Annotated in this window: 12 protein-coding genes; 5 read left to right on the forward strand and 7 right to left on the reverse strand. The window is 68.1% G+C overall.

The features are described from left to right. Positions 1 to 2 precede the first annotated feature (2 nt). The 7 genes from AC06E6_RS11315 to rpmH all read right to left on the reverse strand — a co-directional run bounded on the left by AC06E6_RS11315 (position 3) and on the right by rpmH (position 9,532). A complete protein-coding gene (locus tag AC06E6_RS11315) occupies positions 3 to 1,079 on the reverse strand; it encodes a glycerophosphodiester phosphodiesterase (RefSeq protein ID WP_478061431.1) in 1,077 nt (358 codons plus the stop codon). Positions 1,080 to 1,239: 160 nt separating this feature from the next. Then, positions 1,240 to 2,856, reverse strand: coding sequence for an ABC-F family ATP-binding cassette domain-containing protein (locus AC06E6_RS11320; RefSeq protein WP_478061379.1), 1,617 nt, complete (start codon positions 2,854 to 2,856; stop codon positions 1,240 to 1,242). A gap of 184 nt (positions 2,857 to 3,040) precedes the next feature. Beyond that, positions 3,041 to 4,390: a tRNA uridine-5-carboxymethylaminomethyl(34) synthesis GTPase MnmE gene (gene mnmE / locus AC06E6_RS11325; RefSeq protein WP_478061381.1), complete on the reverse strand. Its 1,350-nt coding sequence runs from the start codon at positions 4,388 to 4,390 to the stop codon at positions 3,041 to 3,043. A 3-nt stretch (positions 4,391 to 4,393) separates the two neighbouring features. After that, entirely contained in the window at positions 4,394 to 7,048 is a 2,655-nt protein-coding gene (locus AC06E6_RS11330; protein ID WP_478061383.1) for a polysaccharide deacetylase family protein, read from the reverse strand. A 131-nt stretch (positions 7,049 to 7,179) separates the two neighbouring features. Further along, positions 7,180 to 8,892: a membrane protein insertase YidC gene (yidC, locus tag AC06E6_RS11335; protein WP_240213002.1), complete on the reverse strand. Its 1,713-nt coding sequence runs from the start codon at positions 8,890 to 8,892 to the stop codon at positions 7,180 to 7,182. Beyond that, positions 8,892 to 9,353 (reverse strand): ribonuclease P protein component, encoded by a 462-nt coding sequence (gene rnpA / locus AC06E6_RS11340; protein ID WP_054668516.1) that lies wholly within the window; start codon positions 9,351 to 9,353, stop codon positions 8,892 to 8,894. The genes yidC and rnpA overlap by 1 nt, the downstream gene beginning before the upstream one ends. Before the next feature lie 38 nt (positions 9,354 to 9,391). Further along, positions 9,392 to 9,532 carry a 50S ribosomal protein L34 gene (rpmH, locus tag AC06E6_RS11345; RefSeq protein ID WP_006404565.1) on the reverse strand — a complete coding sequence of 47 codons (141 nt, stop codon included), beginning with the start codon at positions 9,530 to 9,532 and terminating at the stop codon, positions 9,392 to 9,394. A gap of 253 nt (positions 9,533 to 9,785) precedes the next feature. Here rpmH and dnaA point away from each other — a divergent pair, with 253 nt between their 5' ends. The 5 genes from dnaA (at position 9,786) to gyrB (ending at position 16,793) form a co-directional block, all read left to right on the forward strand. After that, positions 9,786 to 11,114, forward strand: coding sequence for a chromosomal replication initiator protein DnaA (gene dnaA / locus AC06E6_RS11350; protein WP_240213001.1), 1,329 nt, complete (start codon positions 9,786 to 9,788; stop codon positions 11,112 to 11,114). 321 nt (positions 11,115 to 11,435) lie between these two features. Then, a complete protein-coding gene (dnaN, locus tag AC06E6_RS11355; protein WP_104937593.1) occupies positions 11,436 to 12,536 on the forward strand; it encodes a DNA polymerase III subunit beta in 1,101 nt (366 codons plus the stop codon). Positions 12,537 to 12,551: 15 nt separating this feature from the next. After that, on the forward strand, positions 12,552 to 12,776 hold the full coding sequence (locus AC06E6_RS11360; RefSeq protein WP_478061387.1) for a hypothetical protein: 225 nt from the start codon (positions 12,552 to 12,554) through the stop codon (positions 12,774 to 12,776). Between the two features lie 347 nt (positions 12,777 to 13,123). Beyond that, the gene (gene recF, locus AC06E6_RS11365) at positions 13,124 to 14,224 is read left to right on the forward strand and encodes a DNA replication/repair protein RecF (RefSeq protein WP_478061389.1); all 1,101 of its coding nucleotides are present in this window, start codon (positions 13,124 to 13,126) and stop codon (positions 14,222 to 14,224) included. A 109-nt stretch (positions 14,225 to 14,333) separates the two neighbouring features. Further along, a complete protein-coding gene (gene gyrB, locus AC06E6_RS11370) occupies positions 14,334 to 16,793 on the forward strand; it encodes a DNA topoisomerase (ATP-hydrolyzing) subunit B (RefSeq protein WP_313247962.1) in 2,460 nt (819 codons plus the stop codon). Positions 16,794 to 16,840: the final 47 nt, after the last annotated feature.

Genomic DNA, 16,840 nt, shown 5'->3' on the forward strand with positions numbered 1-16,840 from the left:
CATCAGCCGGCGCCGCCGGCAACGGGGCCATCGCCGTCCACCGCGCGGCGGCCCAGCGCCGGGTCGTCGGTGAAGAAGGCATCGATCCCGGCCCGCAGATAGGCACGGATCTCGGCGATGGACCCCTGTGGGTTGCGCGCATCGGCTGCGCCCTGGCGCAGGTCCGGCGGCAGGAACGGGTTTTCCGGGCGGAAGGTATAGGCCACCACCTGCAGGCCGGCGGCATGCGCGTCGGCGATCAGTGGCGTGGGCGCGGCCAACCGCCCCTGCGCATCCAGCGGCAGCAGCGCGCGGCGCTCGACGCCGATCGCATCGGCATAGCCGGCCACCTCGCGCAGGCCGGCCGGCGTGGCCATGCGCGCGTAGGTCAGCTCGCCACCGGCCAGTGCCACGTCGGCAGGCTGCGCCTGGGCGTCGCCCAGCAGCTGCAGCAGGCGGATGTTGGACTGGCGGCCGATGCGCGCGCGCAGCTGGCGCAGGTTGGCGGTCTCGAACGACTGCACCAGTACCGGTGCGACACGGGTGTAGGGATTGCCGCGCAGGGCGTCGAGCAGGCGCTCCTCCATCGCCAGGCCGATGCCGCGGAAGTAACTGCCGTGCTTGATCTCCGGCGCCAGGCCGATGCCGCGCCCGCTGCGCCGCGCCTGCTGCACCAGGAACTCGAGGATCTCGTCCAGGGTGGCAATGCGGAACTCGCCGTCGAACGCGGTGCCGCGCAGCTCCGGCAGGCGCTCGCGGGCATGCAGGGTCTTCAGTTCGGCCAGGGTGAAGTCTTCGGTGAACCAGCCCTCGACGCGCCTGCCGTCGATCACCTTGCTGGTGCGCCGCGCGGCGAACTCCGGGCGCGCGGCGACATCGGTGGTGGCGCCGATCTCGTTCTCGTGGCGCGCGACCATCACCCCGTCGCGGGTCATCACCAGGTCCGGCTCGATGTAGTCGGCGCCATCGACGATGGCCTGCGCGTAGGACGCCAGCGTGTGCTCGGGCAGCAGCGCACTGGCGCCACGGTGCGCGTACACCGATACCTGCGGCGATGGGGGAACGGGAGCGGCGGCCATTGCCGTCGAGGATGCCATCATGCACAGCCCTGCCACCACCGCCATCACCGCTTTGCCGGACACCGCCCGCTCCTGTTGCCGTCATTGAAGGAAGCGGGAGTGTGCGGGGTGGATGTGACCGGCATGGGACATGGCCGCGCGCTGCGCCGCCACTGCCCGCATCGCGTGCGGCTGGCGTGATTCACGGCGGCAACCGGCACCAGCCGCCGGCGCCGGCATGCAGGCGGCCGCTGATGCCGATGCCACGCAGGAACGCTTCGTCATGTGCCGCCACCAGCAGCGTGCCCGGCCATTGCCGCAACAGCGCTTCCAGGGCCTGCGTCGCCTCCAGGTCGAGATGGTTGGCCGGTTCGTCGAGCAGCAACAACTGCGCCGGTGGCTGCGCGTACACGGCGCAGGCGAGCGCCAGCTTCATGCGCTCGCCGCCACTGAGCGCGGCGACCGGCGCGTCGGCGTGCCCGGCAGCCAGGCCCAGCAGCGCCAGCCGGGTGCGCAGCTCGGGTTCGGCCATGCCCGGGGTGGCATGGCGCAGCTGCTCCACCGCCGTACCCCGCGGCACCGGCAGGGACAGATGCTGGTCGAGCCAGGCATGCGCCACGTTGACCTGCACCGTGCCGTGCCGCGGCGCCAGCCGTCCGGCCAGCAGCTGCAGCAGCACCGACTTGCCGCTGCCATTGCGGCCGGTGAGGGCCAGCCGCTCGCCCCGCCCCAGCAGCAGGTCGATCCGCGCCAGCGCACCTTCGACGAACGGCAGCACCACGTCCTGCAGCGCGGCCACCTTGGCGGGCGCAGCGCCGGCGGCGGCGGCCGGCAGCAACACCACCGGGGCCGCGGCATCCACCTGCGCCGCCGCCTGCCGCACCTGTTCCTGCAGCTGCTCGCGTTGCTGTTGCCGTTGCAGCAGCGCCTTGCCGGCGCTGGCCTGCGCGCGCTGCTTCTGCCGGCCCAGCAGGATCGGTGCCTGGTTGGCGTGCGCCGCTTCACGGTTGCCACGGGCGGCGCGACGCTCGCGTTGTTCCTGCTGCTCGCGCAGCATCCGTTCGCCCTGGCGGCGTTCGTGGCGCCGCTGTTGCAGCGTGTCCGCGGCCTGGCGCCGCTCTTCGCTGCTGCGTGCCGCGTAGAAGTCGTAGTCGCCACCATGGCTGCGCAGGCCCAGCGAGGACAGCTCGACGATGCGCTGCATGTCGCCCAGCAGCTCGCGGTCGTGGCTGACCACCAGCAGGCCGCGTGGCCAGCCCCGCAACTGGTCGCGCAGCAGCTGCCGGCCCGGCGCGTCGAGATGGTTCGTGGGCTCGTCGAGGATCAGGAAATCGGCATCCGACAGGAACGCGCCCGCCAGGGCCACGCGCATGCGCTGGCCGCCACTGAGCCGGCGCACTGGCGTATCGGCGGCGACGCCCTGCAGCTGCATCCGCTCCAGTGCGGCCTGCAGCTGTTCGCGCAGTTGCCAGCGCTCGCCCAGTGCTTCGAAATCGGCGGGGTCGCTGCTGCCCTGCTCGATACGATGCAGCGCCGCCAGCGCATCGCCCAGGCCGGCGAGTTCGGCGACGCTCGCGGACGGCGAAGCGTCGATCTGCTGCGGCAGCCAGGCCACCGGCCCGGAGCGCAGGCAGCGCCCGCGGGTGGGCGCCAGGCGGCCGGCCAGCACCTGCGCCAGCACGCTCTTGCCCACGCCGTTGCGCCCGACCAGCCCGGTCGGGCGCGCGTCGAAGGTTTCGTCCAGATCGGAAAACAGCAGCCGGCCGTCGGGCAGCTGCCAGGAGACGCGTTCAAGCGTCAGGAAGGGAGTCGTGGTCATTGCATTCCATCCATGCCCGGATCACCCGGCTGCCAGCGGCAGCGGGACTTCGCGAGGCCTCGCCAGCGCGGGCTGGCAGGGCGGGCATCAATGGCGCATTGGACCGGACTCCTTCAGGGCCGCCCCCACGGCGGCCCGCGCAGACTAACCGGCCGCCGATGAACGTTTCAATGCCGGCGGCCGCTCACTTGCCGATGCAGAAGCTGGAGAAGATCCGGCCCAGCAGGTCGTCGGCGGTCATGCGGCCGGTGATTTCGCCCAGCGCCTGGTGCGCCAGGCGCAGTTCCTCGGCAGCCAGTTCCAGGTGGTCGTGGCGCAGTTGCGCCTCGGCATCGTCCAGGTGCGCGGCGGCCAGGACGATGGCCTGCACATGCCGCAGGCGCGCGGAGAACTCGCCCTGCTGGCCTTCACCGGCACCTTCGCTGGCAAGGTCGCGCAGGCGCGCGTGCAGCTGATCCAGCCCCTGCCCACTGGCGGCGGAGATCGCGATCACGTCGCCGCCCGCTGGTTGCGGCCATTGCCGCAGCAGGTCGCATTTGTTCAGTACCCACAGCTGGCGCGCGGCCTGGGCGGCGGCATCGCCGACCGCCTGCCGGCCCGCTTCCGGGTCGCGTGCGTCCAGCACCACGATGGCCAGGTCGGCGCGCTGCATTTCGGCGCGGGCGCGGCGCATGCCCTCGCGCTCGATGGCATCGCCGCCTTCGCGCAAGCCGGCGGTGTCGACCAGCTCCAGCTCCAGGCCGTCGATGCGGATGGTCTCGCGCAGGGTGTCGCGGGTGGTGCCGGCGATGTCGGTGACGATGGCGCGCTCGCTGCCGGCCAGGGCGTTGAGCAGCGAGCTCTTGCCGGCGTTGGGCGGGCCGATCAGCACCGCGTGCAGGCCGTCGCGCAGCTTGCGGCCACGTTCGGCGTCGGCGCGCAGCCGCGCCAGCGCCGCGCGCGCCTGGGCCACGCCGGCGCGTACCTGCGCGCCGCCCAGCGTATCCAGTGGCTCGTCGGCGAAATCGATGGCGGCCTCGACGTGGATGCGCAGCCGCACCAGCTGTTCGGCCACGTCCTCCACGCGCCGCGAGAACACGCCGTCGAGCGAGCGGCGGGCAGCGCGGGCGGCACGTACGTCGCCGGCGGCGATCAGGTCGGCGATGGCCTCGGCCTGGGCCAGGTCGAGCTTGCCATTGAGGAAGGCGCGTTCGCTGAACTCGCCGGCCCGCGCCTGGCGCGCACCGAGCGCGACGCAGCGCTCCAGCAGCTGGCGCAGGACCACCGGGCTACCGTGGCCCTGCAGCTCCACCACGTCCTCGCCGGTGAAACTGCGCGGACCGGGGAAGTACAACGCGATGCCGTCGTCGAGCACCTCGCCGTCCGCATCGCGGAAGCGCGCGTAGTGCGCATGCCGCGGTTGCAGCGCGGGGCAGCCGAGCGCGCGGGCGATCGCCGCCGATGCGGGACCGGAAAGCCGCAGGATGCCGACGCCGCCGGCCGCGGCGCCGCTGGCGATGGCAATGATGGTGTCGCGCCCGGCGCTGTCGTTCATGGCTTACAGCTTCTGCAGCTGCGCGCGGGCCTGCGCGGCGCCGCTGCCCTGCGGCTGCAGTTCCAGGTAGGTGGCGTAGGCCTGCTTCGCCCGGGGCTTGTCGCCAGCGTGGAAATAGGCGTCGCCCAGGTTGAGATGGGCCACCGCGCGCGACGGGTCGATCTTCAGTGTGTTCTCCAGCCAGCGCGCCGCTTCGGCGTAGCGTTGCTGGCGGTAGTAGACGAAGCCGAGGTTGTTGGCGGCCTGGGCGAAATCCGGGCGCAGCTTGAGCGCTTCGGTGAACTGCGCCACCGCCTCGTCGTAGCGCTTTTCACGGTACAGCTGCAGGCCACGGTCGTTGGCCTGCTGGGCGCGCTGGCGGTCGGACGCCGGCACCGCCGCCGGCACTACCAGCGTGCTGCTGCCGCCCTGCAGGCTGGCCACCTTCACCGCGGCCTCGGCGCCACCCTGGGCCGCATCGACGCGGCTGTTGAGCGCGATGGCGTCGGCCGAGAGCTGGGTGGTGCCGGCGTTGAGGAATTCCTGGCTGTCCGGTACCTGGAACACGAACTCACCGCCCTGCGAGCCTGGCAGGCTGCCGAACGCCGGGGTCTGCCGCGATACCGCCGACACCGCCGGCGCGACGTAGGCGGCCAGTTCGGTGCCGGTGATCAGGCCGTCGCCGTTGAGGTCGCCCTTGCCGGACAGTGCCTGCAGCAGCACCCAGGTGAACACCGAGTGGCCATTGGGCCCGCTGTCGGCCACCTGCTGGTCGGCGCCACCGGCGGTGAGCATCTGCCGCGCGGCACGCCGCGCGTTCTCGCGCAGGAACGCGGAAGACGACGCGCCGCCGCGGGTCAGCCCCAGGCCGCTGTAGCAGGCGTCCATCACGAACAGTACGTGCTTGGCCTGCAGGCTCTCGGCGATGTTCTGCACGTCGGTCATCGCGATCGCGTCGGTGGCGAACTCACGCGGGTCCGAGTCCACCGGGATGATGTAGCCCAGGTCGCGCCCGGAGGCGAGCTGGCGGGTGGCGCCATGGCCGGCGAAGAACACGAACACGCGGTCGTTCTTCTGCGTGCGGCCATCGGCGAGGCGGTCGTGGAACGCCGCCAGGATGTTGTTGCGGGTGGCCTCGTGGTTCTTCAGCACGATCACCTGCGAGGAAGGGAAGCCGAACTGGCCGGTCAGGGTGTCGGCCACGGCCTGCGCGTCGCGGCTGGCGTACTCCAGCTTCGGCCACTTCGCGTAGTCGTCGATGCCGATCACGATCGCCCAGGACTTCTCGTAGCCGGTGGTGACGGTGGCTGGGTTGCCGGCATCGCGGCGCGCGCGGCTGACGGAGAAATCGCGGCCGTTCCAGCCGGCGAACTGGTAGCCGTCGGCGATCAGCCGGTCCAGGATCTGCGGCAGCGCTTTCACCGCGCGATCGTGGATGTCATGGAACAGGATGATGCCCTTCTGCTCCTTCTGCACCTGCTCGAGCACGCGCTGCACGATGGACTCCGGCACCGGGTCGGCCCAGTCCATCGAATCGATGTTCCACATGATCGACTTGAGCCCGGCCTCGCCGAGCAGCTGCAGGCCTTCGGCGTTGCGCGCGCCATAGGGGAAGCGGAACAGCGGCGCGCGCTCGCCACCGACCCGGCGCAGCAGCGTGTCGGTGCCCAGCACCTGCTCGCGCAGCGCGTCGCCGCTGGTGCGCGACAGCTGCGCGTGGGTCAGGCTGTGGTTGCCCACCGCATAGCCGTCGGCCATCAACTGGCGGCTGATGCCCGCCATCGCACCGAGCGTCACCGTGCCGTCGGCAGCGACGGTGCCGATGTTGCGGCCCACCTCGAAGAACACGCCGGGGACGTCGTAGCGCTTGAGGATGGCGCTGATCTCCTCGGTATGCGCCTTGTGCGGACCATCGTCGAAGGTCAGCACCACGGTTTTGGCCGGAAGGTCGCGGCCGAAGATCTCGCGCTCGCTGTCCTTCATCGACATCGGGTAGGGCTCGATCACCCCATGGTCGCGCAGGATCACCTCGCGCTCGTAACGGGTACGCAGGTGGGCCACGTAGTCCTCCCACTTCTCGCGCTTGAGCGCGATGGCGCGGGTGCGATCGAAGCGGCTGAAGATACGGGTCACTTCCTGGTTGTAGTTGCGCTCGATCTCGTCCAGCGCCTCCAGGTCCTCGCCGATGCGCTGGTGCAGCTTGACCGCCGGCAGCGAGGAATCGGCGCCGATGCGCGCGTGCAGGTCGCGCAGCACCTCGCGGAACGCCAGGCGGTCGGCATCGAACAGATCCGGCGCCGACTCGATGTAGTCCAGCACCACGCCGAGCGTGGCGAAGCGCTGCGGGCTGGCGGTGCGCAGCAGCGCATCGAACTGCGCGGCGATCGCCTCGCGCTGTTCAAGCCCCTGGTGGAACAACTGCTGGCCGATGCGGGTGGACGTGGCGCGGTCGCGCTCGCCCTGCGCGCCCTCGTCGGCCAGCAGCACGATGATGCGGCGGTGGCCGTCGAGTTGCTTCTGCAATGCCGCCAGCAGCGGCGCGGCGGCAGGGTCGGCGGCCGCGGCCTGTTCCGCTGCCGGGGCCGGCGGTACGTCCTGCTGCCCGCCACCGCACGCGCCCAGCAACGCGGCGATCGCCACGGGCAACAGGAAACCGCGCAGTGCTGGAAAACGGGACATGGCAGACGAAGACGGGCGGAGGCCGGACGATTCTAGTGGAGCGGCGCCTGCGCCGCTGGCCCCGTGGGCAGCACGACGGCGCGCACCCGCGCCGCGCATGCGAAAAGCCCGCCTGCGGCGGGCTTTCGCGTTTACTTGGCTTCGGCCTTGGCCGGCGGCGTCGGTGCGTCCTCGCCGTGCTTCTTGGTCATCCACCACTGCTGGGCCAGGCTCAGCCCGCCGTTGACCACCCAGTACAGCACCAGGCCGGACGGCATGAAGGCCATCATGACGCCGAACACCAGCGGCATGAACTGCATCATCTTCTGCTGCATCGGGTCCATGCCCGGTGCCGGGGTCAGCTTCTGGGTGAACCACATCACCGCCACGTTGATCACCGGCAGGATGAAGTAGGGGTCACGCGCGGTCAGGTCCTGGATCCACGCGAACCACGGTGCCTGGCGCAGTTCCACCGATTCCACCAGCACCCAGTACAGGGCGAAGAAGATCGGCATCTGGATCAGCAGCGGCAGGCAGCCGCCCATCGGGTTGATCTTTTCCTTCTTGTACAGCTCCATCATCGCGGTCTGGAACTTCTGGCGGTCGTCGCCATAGCGTTCCTTGAGCTGGGCGATGCGCGGCTGGAACTTGCGCATCTTGGCCTGCGACTTGTACTGCGCATTGGCCAGCGGGAACAACGCCAGCTTGAGCAGGATCACCAGGCCGATGATCGACCAGCCCCAGTTGCCGACCAGCTTGTGGACCTGGTTCATCACCCAGAACAGGCCCTGGCCGATGATCGCCATCAGCGAGAAGCGGCTGTAGTCGACCACGCGCTCCAGGCCGGGCACGTCTTCCTTGGCGATCTGGTTGACCAGCTTCGGGCCGACCCACAGGCGTGCCTGGGTGCTCACCTTCTGGCCCGGGGCCACGGTGAAGCCGGGGCCGCGCGCCTCGATGACATGGCGCGGGCCGTTCTGCGAAAGCAGGTACAGCGAGGCCTGGTCGGCCTGCGGGATCCACGCGGTGAAGAAATGGTGCTGCAGCATCGCCACCCAGCCACCGGTGATAGTCTGGTTGAGGTTGCCGTCCTCCAGGTAGTCGGCGAAGGGCCGGCGCTGGTACTTCTTGTCGTTGTCGTACCAGGTGGCGCCGTTGAAGCTGAAGGAATCGGGGTTGGTCATGCTGCGGCTGAGCACCGCCGGCACCCGGTCCAGCTTGCGGAACACATAGCCCTGCCACGGCGTGGTGCCTGCGTTGACCACTTCATCCTTGACGCCGATGGCGTAGTCGCCGCGCTTGAAGGTGTAGGTGCGATGGATGCTGACGCCGTTCGGGCCGTTCCAGACGAACGGCACCTGCAGCTCGCTCTGGCCATCGGCCAGGGTGTAGTCCTTCGCCGCCTGCACCGGCTGGAAGCCGTTGGCGCCCGGCGCGGCCGAGCCGCCCTGGCCGACCCAGCCGCTGGTGGCGCTGTACGGATGCGCCTTTTCCTCGGTCAGCAGCTGCACCGGCGGGCTGCCGGCAGCCTTGGTCTGCGGGAACTGCAGCAGGTCGGCGTCGAGCACGCTGCGGCCGTCGAGCACCAGCTTCAGCACGTCGGTGGTCACGTTCACGCGGGGTGCGGTGGTGACCGCTTCCAGCGCTGGCGACGGCGTGGCCGCGGCCTGCCCGGGAACGGCCGCCTGCGGCACGTTGCCGGCGGCCGGCGGTGCCAGGTCGGCATCGTTTGCCGCCGGTACCGCGGGCTGGGTCGCGGCGACGGTGGCCGGGTCCGGCGCGTTCTTCTCGCGGCCCCACTCCATCCACAGCAGCACCGCCACCATCAGCCAGGCGAAAATCAGGAATACACGGGTCTGGTTCATCAGCAGGCAGGCTCGGCTCGACCAGGCAGGGTGCCCGGCGCGTTCAAGGAAGAAGAGGGTTCGTTGCCCTCGCGCGGCGGCATTGTGCCGTCAGCGACCACGGCGGGCAATGCGCCGGCACGGCGCAGCAGGCGTTCGAACGCCTCGCGGATCTGCCGGTTGCTGGCAAGTCTGGCCGCCGAGCGGGCGACCACGACGTAGTCACCCCCGGCCATGCCTGCCCGGAGGTGGCGTGTGGCATCACGCAGCACACGCTTGATACGGTTGCGGCCCACCGCGTGCGTATCGACCTTGCGTGACACGGCCAAGCCCAGCCGGGCGGGGGAATCCCCTTTCAGCCAGTGCAGTGTCATCAGCGGGTCGGATACACGGCGGGCGCCGTTGAAGACCGTTGTATATTCGGCACGCGTACGAACCCGCGCAGAGCGAGGAAATCGCTTGCGCGGGTCGGTGCTGCTCACGATCGGAGTTGCATCTGCCGCACGGGGCGGCAACGCAATCAAGCGCTGAGGACTTTGCGGCCCTTGGCGCGGCGACGCGACAGGATCTTGCGGCCGTCAGCGGTCTTCATACGCGCGCGGAAGCCGTGATCGCGCTTGCGCTTGAGGTTGCTGGGTTGGAACGTGCGCTTGGTGGCCATGGGGGCACCTGTATGAATGGGACGGAAAGAACCGGAAATTCTATAGACCCCACCCCCACTGCGTCAAGCCTTGTCCGGCCTGCGCTGCAGGGGTTTCATCCACAGGCTGTGGATGATCCTGTGAACAAGTCAGGGACAAGCATTCCCGCCCCCGCCGCGCGGTGGTAGTCTGGGCCATCCACTTTCCCCTACTCCGGCACGTGGCCGGGCGGCTCGCTGCGCCCGTCCCGCGTGCCTTCTACGATTATTCCTGATGGATGCCTGGTCCCGTTGTATCGAACGTCTCGAAGCGGAGTTCCCGCCCGAAGATGTCCACACCTGGTTGAAGCCGTTGCAGGCCGACCACCGCGCCGACAGCATGGTGCTGTACGCCCCGAATGCCTTCATCGTCGACCAGGTGCGCGAGCGCTACCTGCCGCGCATCCAGGAGCTGTTGCGCTATTTCGCCGACGTCACCGACGTGCAGCTGGAGATCGGATCGCGCCCGCGCGCGGCCGAACCGGTGGTGGCGCCCGCGCCTGCGGCCATTGCCGCGGCCGCCACGCCGGCGGTGCCGTTCAACGGCAACCTGGACGCGCATTACACCTTCGCCAACTTCGTCGAAGGCCGCAGCAACCAGTTGGGCCTGGCCGCCGCCTTCCAGGCGGCGCAGAAGCCCGGCGACCGTGCGCACAACCCGCTGCTGCTGTACGGCGGCACCGGCCTGGGCAAGACCCACCTGATGCTGGCCGCCGGCAACGCCATGCGCCAGGCCAACCCGGCCGCGCGGGTGCTGTATCTGCGTTCGGAGCAGTTCTTCAGCGCCATGATCCGGGCGCTGCAGGAAAAGACCATGGACCAGTTCAAGCGCCAGTTCCAGCAGGTGGACGCGCTGCTGATCGACGACATCCAGTTCTTCGCCGGCAAGGACCGCACCCAGGAGGAGTTTTTCCACACCTTCAACGCGCTGTTCGACGGCAAGCAGCAGATCATCCTGACCTGCGACCGCTATCCGCGCGAAGTCGAGGGCCTGGAAGCGCGGCTGAAGTCGCGCCTGGCCTGGGGCCTGTCGGTGGCGATCGAACCGCCGGATTTCGAGACCCGCGCGGCCATCGTGCTGGCCAAGGCCCGCGAGCGCGGCGCCGAGATTCCCGATGACGTCGCGTTCCTGATCGCCAAGAAGATGCGCTCCAACGTGCGCGACCTGGAAGGCGCGCTCAACACGCTGACCGCGCGCGCCAATTTCACCGGACGCGCGATCACCACCGAGTTCGCCCAGGAAACCCTGCGCGACCTGCTGCGCGCGCAGCAGCAGGCGATCAGCATTCCCAACATCCAGAAGACCGTGGCCGACTATTACGGCCTGCAGATCAAGGACCTGTTGTCCAAGCGCCGCACCCGTTCGCTGGCGCGGCCGCGGCAGGTGGCAATGGCGCTGACCAAGGAACTGACCGAACACAGCCTGCCGGAAATCGGCGACGCCTTCGCCGGCCGCGACCACACCACGGTGCTGCATGCCTGCCGCCAGATCCGCACGCTGATGGAGACCGACGGCAAGCTGCGCGAAGACTGGGACAAGCTCATCCGCAAGTTGAGTGAGTAAACCATCGGGACACCGGCAACGACGTGGCAACAGGGCCAGCGAATGATGCATCGGCGCGAGACAGGCGTCATCGCACAAAACGGTGCATCATTCGGGGGCAGACGTTGGGGAATCTGTGGATAAAAATGCGCTGCCAGATCGGCGCCAGGTTATCCACAGCTTTCCCCACCCGTTCCGGGCCAGTGATACAGAGGGTTTCGATGCAATGAAATCCTTTAAAAACAAATACTTGGGTGTGTTTTAAACCAAATCTGGCTCTACCAGCACCACCAAGCTTTTGATTTAACCCACATCTTTAAAAGCATAGGGGCACGAAACCACATGCGTTTCACACTGCAGCGCGAAGCCTTCCTCAAGCCGTTGGCCCAGGTCGTCAACGTGGTTGAACGCCGTCAGACCCTTCCGGTTCTGGCCAACTTCCTGGTCCAGGTACAGGGCGGCCAGCTGTCGTTGACCGGTACCGACCTGGAAGTGGAAATGGTCTCCCGCATCGCGGTCGAGGATGCGCAGGACGGCGAAACCACGATTCCGGCACGCAAGCTGTTCGAGATCGTCCGCGCCCTGCCCGACGGCAGCCGCGTGACCGTGTCGCAGACCGGCGAGAAGATCACCGTGCAGGCCGGGCGTAGCCGCTTCACCCTGGCCACGCTGCCGGCAAACGATTTCCCATCCGTGGACGAGGTCGAGGCGACCGAGCGCGTAGCGGTGCCCGAATCGGCACTGAAGGAACTGATCGAGCGCACCGCGTTCGCGATGGCGCAGCAGGACGTGCGCTATTACCTCAATGGCCTGCTGTTCGACCTGCGCGACCAGCTGCTGCGCTGCGTGGCCACCGACGGCCACCGCCTGGCGCTGTGCGAAACGGCGCTGGAGAACAGCACCGGCTCCAAGCGCCAGATCATCGTGCCGCGCAAGGGCGTGACCGAGCTGCAGCGCCTGCTCGAGGGCGGCGACCGCGAAGTGGAGCTGGAAGTCGGCCGCAGCCACGTGCGGGTCAAGCGCGACGATGTCACCTTCACCTCGAAGCTGATCGATGGCCGTTTCCCGGATTACGAAGCGGTGATCCCGATCGGCGCCGACCGTGAAGTGAAGGTGGACCGCGAAACCCTGCGTGCGTCGCTGCAGCGTGCGGCCATCCTGTCCAACGAGAAGTACCGCGGCGTCCGCGTTGAAGTCACGCCGGGCCAGCTGAAGATCAGCGCGCATAACCCCGAGCAGGAAGAAGCGCAGGAAGAGATCGAGGCCGATACCCAGGTCAGCGACCTGGCCATTGGCTTCAACGTGAACTACCTGCTCGATGCGCTGTCGGCACTGCGCGATGAGCACATCGTCATCCAGTTGCGCGATTCCAACTCCTCCGCCCTGGTACGTGAAGCCAGCAGTGAGAAATCCCGGCATGTGGTCATGCCCTTGCGTCTCTGAGGCGCGCAGTTCCACGTGGAACACAAGCCCGGCAATGCCGGGCTTCTTTTCGCCTTGCAGTTCACGCAAGGTTTCACGTGGAACCCGGCAGCGACGAAGTTGCTATTTGCCCTGCCCGATGTGGAACGCCTGCCAGTCCAGGCCGACGAGGTGCCTGTTGAAGGCTCCCGTTCCGGGATGCGTCGGCACTCAGAAAAGATCCCCCTTGGGAACGTCTGCGTGAGGCCTGCAAAGCTTTAAATCTGGAAATAAATCAAAAGCTTTGTGGTGATGGTAGTGCTGGATTTCATGTAAAACTAGGTTATCTATTTGTTTTAAAAGGATATTTATAGGGCGAAACCCCTGCGGAAAAGGCGGGGATTGCCCTGTGGATAGCTGTGGGTAGCCAGATCCGGGGGGGAAATCGGCGGATTTATCCACAGGGTACGCAGGGAGGACCCACTGGCCCCCCACAGGGCTGGGCGGCGCCCGAAGGCGACGATCGGCGGCACCCCCTTCACCACGCGGTCCGGGGGATGGATGCTTTAAGCTGCGGATCTTTCCCCGGGGGGTAACCGCCGGGGCGTTGCATCTACCCCCGAGCATCAATGCACATCGTCCGTCTCTCGCTGAACCGGGTCCGCCGGTTCGATTCCGTGGAGCTCGCTCCCCGCCCGGGCCTCAACCTGATCACCGGCGACAACGGTGCGGGCAAGACCAGCCTGCTGGAGGCCCTGCATCTGATGGCGTACGGGCGGAGTTTCCGTGGCCGGGTCCGCGATGGACTGGTGCAGAAGGGCGCCGAGGCGCTGGAAGTCTTTGTCGAGTGGCAGGAACGCGTGGGAGCCGGCGGTGACGAACGGCTGCGCCGTGCTGGCCTGCGTCATGCCGGCCAGGCGTGGAAGGGCCGTCTTGATGGGGAGGATGTAGCGCAACTCGGAACGCTGTGCGCGGCTCTCGCGGTGGTGACTTTCGAGCCGGGCAGCCACGCCCTGGCCAGTGGCGGCAGCGAGCCGCGCCGGCGTTTCATCGATTGGGGTTTGTTCCACGTGGAACCTGACTTTCTTTCGCTGTGGCGTCGTTACACCCGGGCCCTCAAGCAGCGTAATGCCCTGCTGAAGGCGGGCGCCGCCCCGCGCCAGCTTGATGCTTGGGACCACGAACTGGCCGAGGCGGGGGCGCCGCTGACCTCGCGGCGCCAGCATTACCTCGACCGGCTGCAGGAACGCGCCGTGGCCATTGCGGCGGATCTGGCGCCTGGGCTGCAGTTGCAGCGCCTGGAACTGCAACCGGGCTGGCGCCGGCACGAGATGTCGCTGGCCGACGCGCTGTTGCTGTCCCGCGAGCGCGACCGCGCCATGGGCCACACCTCGGTGGGGCCACACCGGGCCGACTGGTCGGTCGGCTATGGGGAGATTCCTGGCCGCGATGCGTTGTCGCGCGGCCAGGCCAAGCTCACCGCCCTGGCCTGCCTGCTGGCCCAGGCGGATGATTACGCGGCCCAGCGCGGCGAGTGGCCGGTGATCGCCCTCGACGACCTCGGGGCGGAACTGGACCGGCACCACCAGCAACGCGTACTGCATCTGCTGGCCGCAACCCCCGCCCAAGTCTTCATTACCGCCACCGAGACCCCTGTCGCCCTGTCCGAACACCTGCATCCGTCCGCCGTGTTCCACGTGGAACACGGCGCCATCCAAGTCCGCCCATGACGGTTCCGGGTGCGCAAGGGCCCGGCTGGTATACTTTCGACGATCCCCTCTTTACTCACGCCCCGACCTCCGGGCCGGCGCGTGACCTGTGGAGCCAACGGCAAGCGCGATGAGCGAAGAACAGAACACTCCGGCCAGCAACGGCAATTACGACGCCAACAGCATCACCGCCCTTGAAGGCCTGGAGGCTGTCCGCAAGCGTCCCGGCATGTACATCGGCGATGTCCACGATGGCACCGGCCTGCACCACATGGTGTTCGAAGTCGTCGACAACTCCATCGACGAAGCGCTGGCCGGACACGCCGACAACGTGCTGGTGACGATCCATGCCGATGGCTCGGTGTCGGTGTCGGACAACGGCCGCGGCATCCCGGTGGGCAAGCACGAGCAGATGAGCGCCAAGCTCGGCCGCGAGGTATCCGCCGCCGAGGTGGTGATGACGGTCCTGCACGCCGGTGGCAAGTTTGACGACAACAGCTACAAGGTGTCCGGTGGCCTGCACGGCGTGGGCGTCAGCGTGGTCAACGCGCTGTCGGAGAAGCTGCTGCTGGACGTCTTCCAGGGCGGCTTCCATTACCAGCAGGAATTCAGCAACGGTGCCGCGGTCGGCCCGCTGAAGCAGCTGGGCACCACCAGCAAGCGCGGCACCACCGTGCGCTTCTGGCCCTCGACCGTCGCGTTCCATGGCAACGTCGAATTCCATTACGAAATCCTGGCGCGCCGGCTGCGCGAGCTGTCGTTCCTCAACTCCGGCGTCAAGGTCATCCTGGCCGACGAGCGTGGCGAAGGCCGTCGCGACGATTTCCACTACGAAGGCGGCATCAAGAGCTTCGTCGAGCATCTGGCGCAGCTGAAGACTCCGCTGCACCCGAACGTCATCGCGGTCAGCGGCGAGCACAACGGCATCACCGTGGAAGTGGCGCTGCAGTGGACCGATTCCTACCAGGAAACGATGTACTGCTTCACCAACAACATCCCGCAGAAGGATGGCGGCACCCACCTGGCCGGTTTCCGCGGCGCGCTGACCCGCGTGCTGAACAACTACATCGAGCAGAACGGCATCGCCAAGCAGGCCAAGATCAGCCTGACCGGCGACGACATGCGCGAAGGCATGATCGCGGTGCTGTCGGTGAAGGTGCCGGACCCGAGCTTCTCCAGCCAGACCAAGGAAAAGCTGGTCAGCTCCGACGTGCGCCCGGCCGTGGAAAACGCCTTCGGCGCGCGCCTGGAGGAGTTCCTGCAGGAGAACCCGAACGAGGCCAAGGCCATCGCCGGCAAGATCGTCGATGCCGCCCGCGCCCGCGAAGCCGCGCGCAAGGCCCGCGACCTGACCCGCCGCAAGGGCGCGCTGGACATCGCCGGCCTGCCCGGCAAGCTGGCCGACTGCCAGGAAAAGGATCCGGCGTTGTCCGAGCTGTTCATCGTCGAGGGTGACTCGGCGGGCGGCTCGGCCAAGCAGGGCCGCAACCGCAAGAACCAGGCGGTGCTGCCGCTGCGCGGCAAGATCCTCAACGTGGAACGCGCGCGTTTCGACCGCATGCTGTCCTCCGACCAGGTGGGTACGCTGATCACCGCGCTGGGTACCGGCATCGGCCGCGATGAGTACAACCCGGACAAGCTGCGCTACCACAAGATCATCATCATGACCGACGCCGACGTCGACGGCGCGCACATCCGCACCCTACTGCTGACGTTCTTCTACCGGCAGATGCCGGAGCTGATCGAGCGCGGCTACGTCTACATCGGCCTGCCGCCGCTGTACAAGATCAAGCAGGGCAAGACCGAGCTGTACCTGAAGGACGACCCGGCGCTGGACGCCTACCTGGCCAACAGCGCGGTGGAGAACGCCTCGCTGGTTCCGGCTGCCGGCGAACCGCCGATCGAGGGCGTGGCGCTGGAGAAGCTGCTGATGACCTACGCCAGCGCCCAGGACGCCATCGACCGCAACGCCCACCGCTACGATCGCAGCCTGCTCGAAGCCCTGGTCGATTTCACCCCGATGGACCTGGAGCACCTGCGCAACGCGCCGGCCGGCGAGGGCCTGGACGCGCTGGCCAGGCGCCTGAACCAGGGCAGTCTTGGCACCCCGCGTTTCAGCCTGGTCCTGCAGGAACCGACCGAACAGCGCCCGGCCGCAGTGCTGGTCACCCGCCGCCACATGGGCGAGGAGCACATCCAGGTGCTGCCGCTGGCGGCCTTCGAATCCGGCGACCTGCGCCCGCTGCACCAGGCCTCGCAGCTGCTGCATGGCCTGATCCGCGAAGGCGCGACCATCAACCGTGGCAACCGCTCGACCGAGGTCACCGGCTTTGCCCAGGCCCAGGCCTGGCTGATGGAGGAAGCCAAGAAGGGCCGCCAGATCCAGCGCTTCAAGGGCCTGGGCGAAATGAACCCGGAACAGTTGTGGGACACCACCGTGAACCCCGATACCCGCCGCCTGCTGCAGGTGCGGATCGAGGATGCGGTGGCCGCCGACCAGATCTTCAGCACCCTGATGGGCGACGTGGTCGAACCGCGCCGCGACTTCATCGAGGACAATGCGCTGAAGGTCACCAACCTGGATATCTGACACAATCCTGCAACACGGGCGGGTGCCGCACCCGGCCCCCGCCCGCC

The organism is Stenotrophomonas sp. Steno-Z10-HUANG, from assembly GCF_056393075.1.

Bases quoted from the DNA above. Each gene is read 5' to 3' on its own strand.
- dnaA (WP_240213001.1), top strand. From the start codon at position 9,786: ATGGATGCCTGGTCCCGTTGTATCGAACGTCTCGAAGCGGAGTTCCCG.
- dnaN (WP_104937593.1), top strand. From the start codon at position 11,436: ATGCGTTTCACACTGCAGCGCGAAGCCTTCCTCAAGCCGTTGGCCCAG.
- gyrB (WP_313247962.1), top strand. From the start codon at position 14,334: ATGAGCGAAGAACAGAACACTCCGGCCAGCAACGGCAATTACGACGCC.
- AC06E6_RS11315 (WP_478061431.1), bottom strand. From the start codon at position 1,079: ATGATGGCATCCTCGACGGCAATGGCCGCCGCTCCCGTTCCCCCATCG.
- rpmH (WP_006404565.1), bottom strand. From the start codon at position 9,532: ATGGCCACCAAGCGCACGTTCCAACCCAGCAACCTCAAGCGCAAGCGC.
- yidC (WP_240213002.1), bottom strand. From the start codon at position 8,892: ATGAACCAGACCCGTGTATTCCTGATTTTCGCCTGGCTGATGGTGGCG.
- recF (WP_478061389.1), top strand. From the start codon at position 13,124: ATGCACATCGTCCGTCTCTCGCTGAACCGGGTCCGCCGGTTCGATTCC.
- AC06E6_RS11320 (WP_478061379.1), bottom strand. From the start codon at position 2,856: ATGACCACGACTCCCTTCCTGACGCTTGAACGCGTCTCCTGGCAGCTG.
- AC06E6_RS11330 (WP_478061383.1), bottom strand. From the start codon at position 7,048: ATGTCCCGTTTTCCAGCACTGCGCGGTTTCCTGTTGCCCGTGGCGATC.
- mnmE (WP_478061381.1), bottom strand. From the start codon at position 4,390: ATGAACGACAGCGCCGGGCGCGACACCATCATTGCCATCGCCAGCGGC.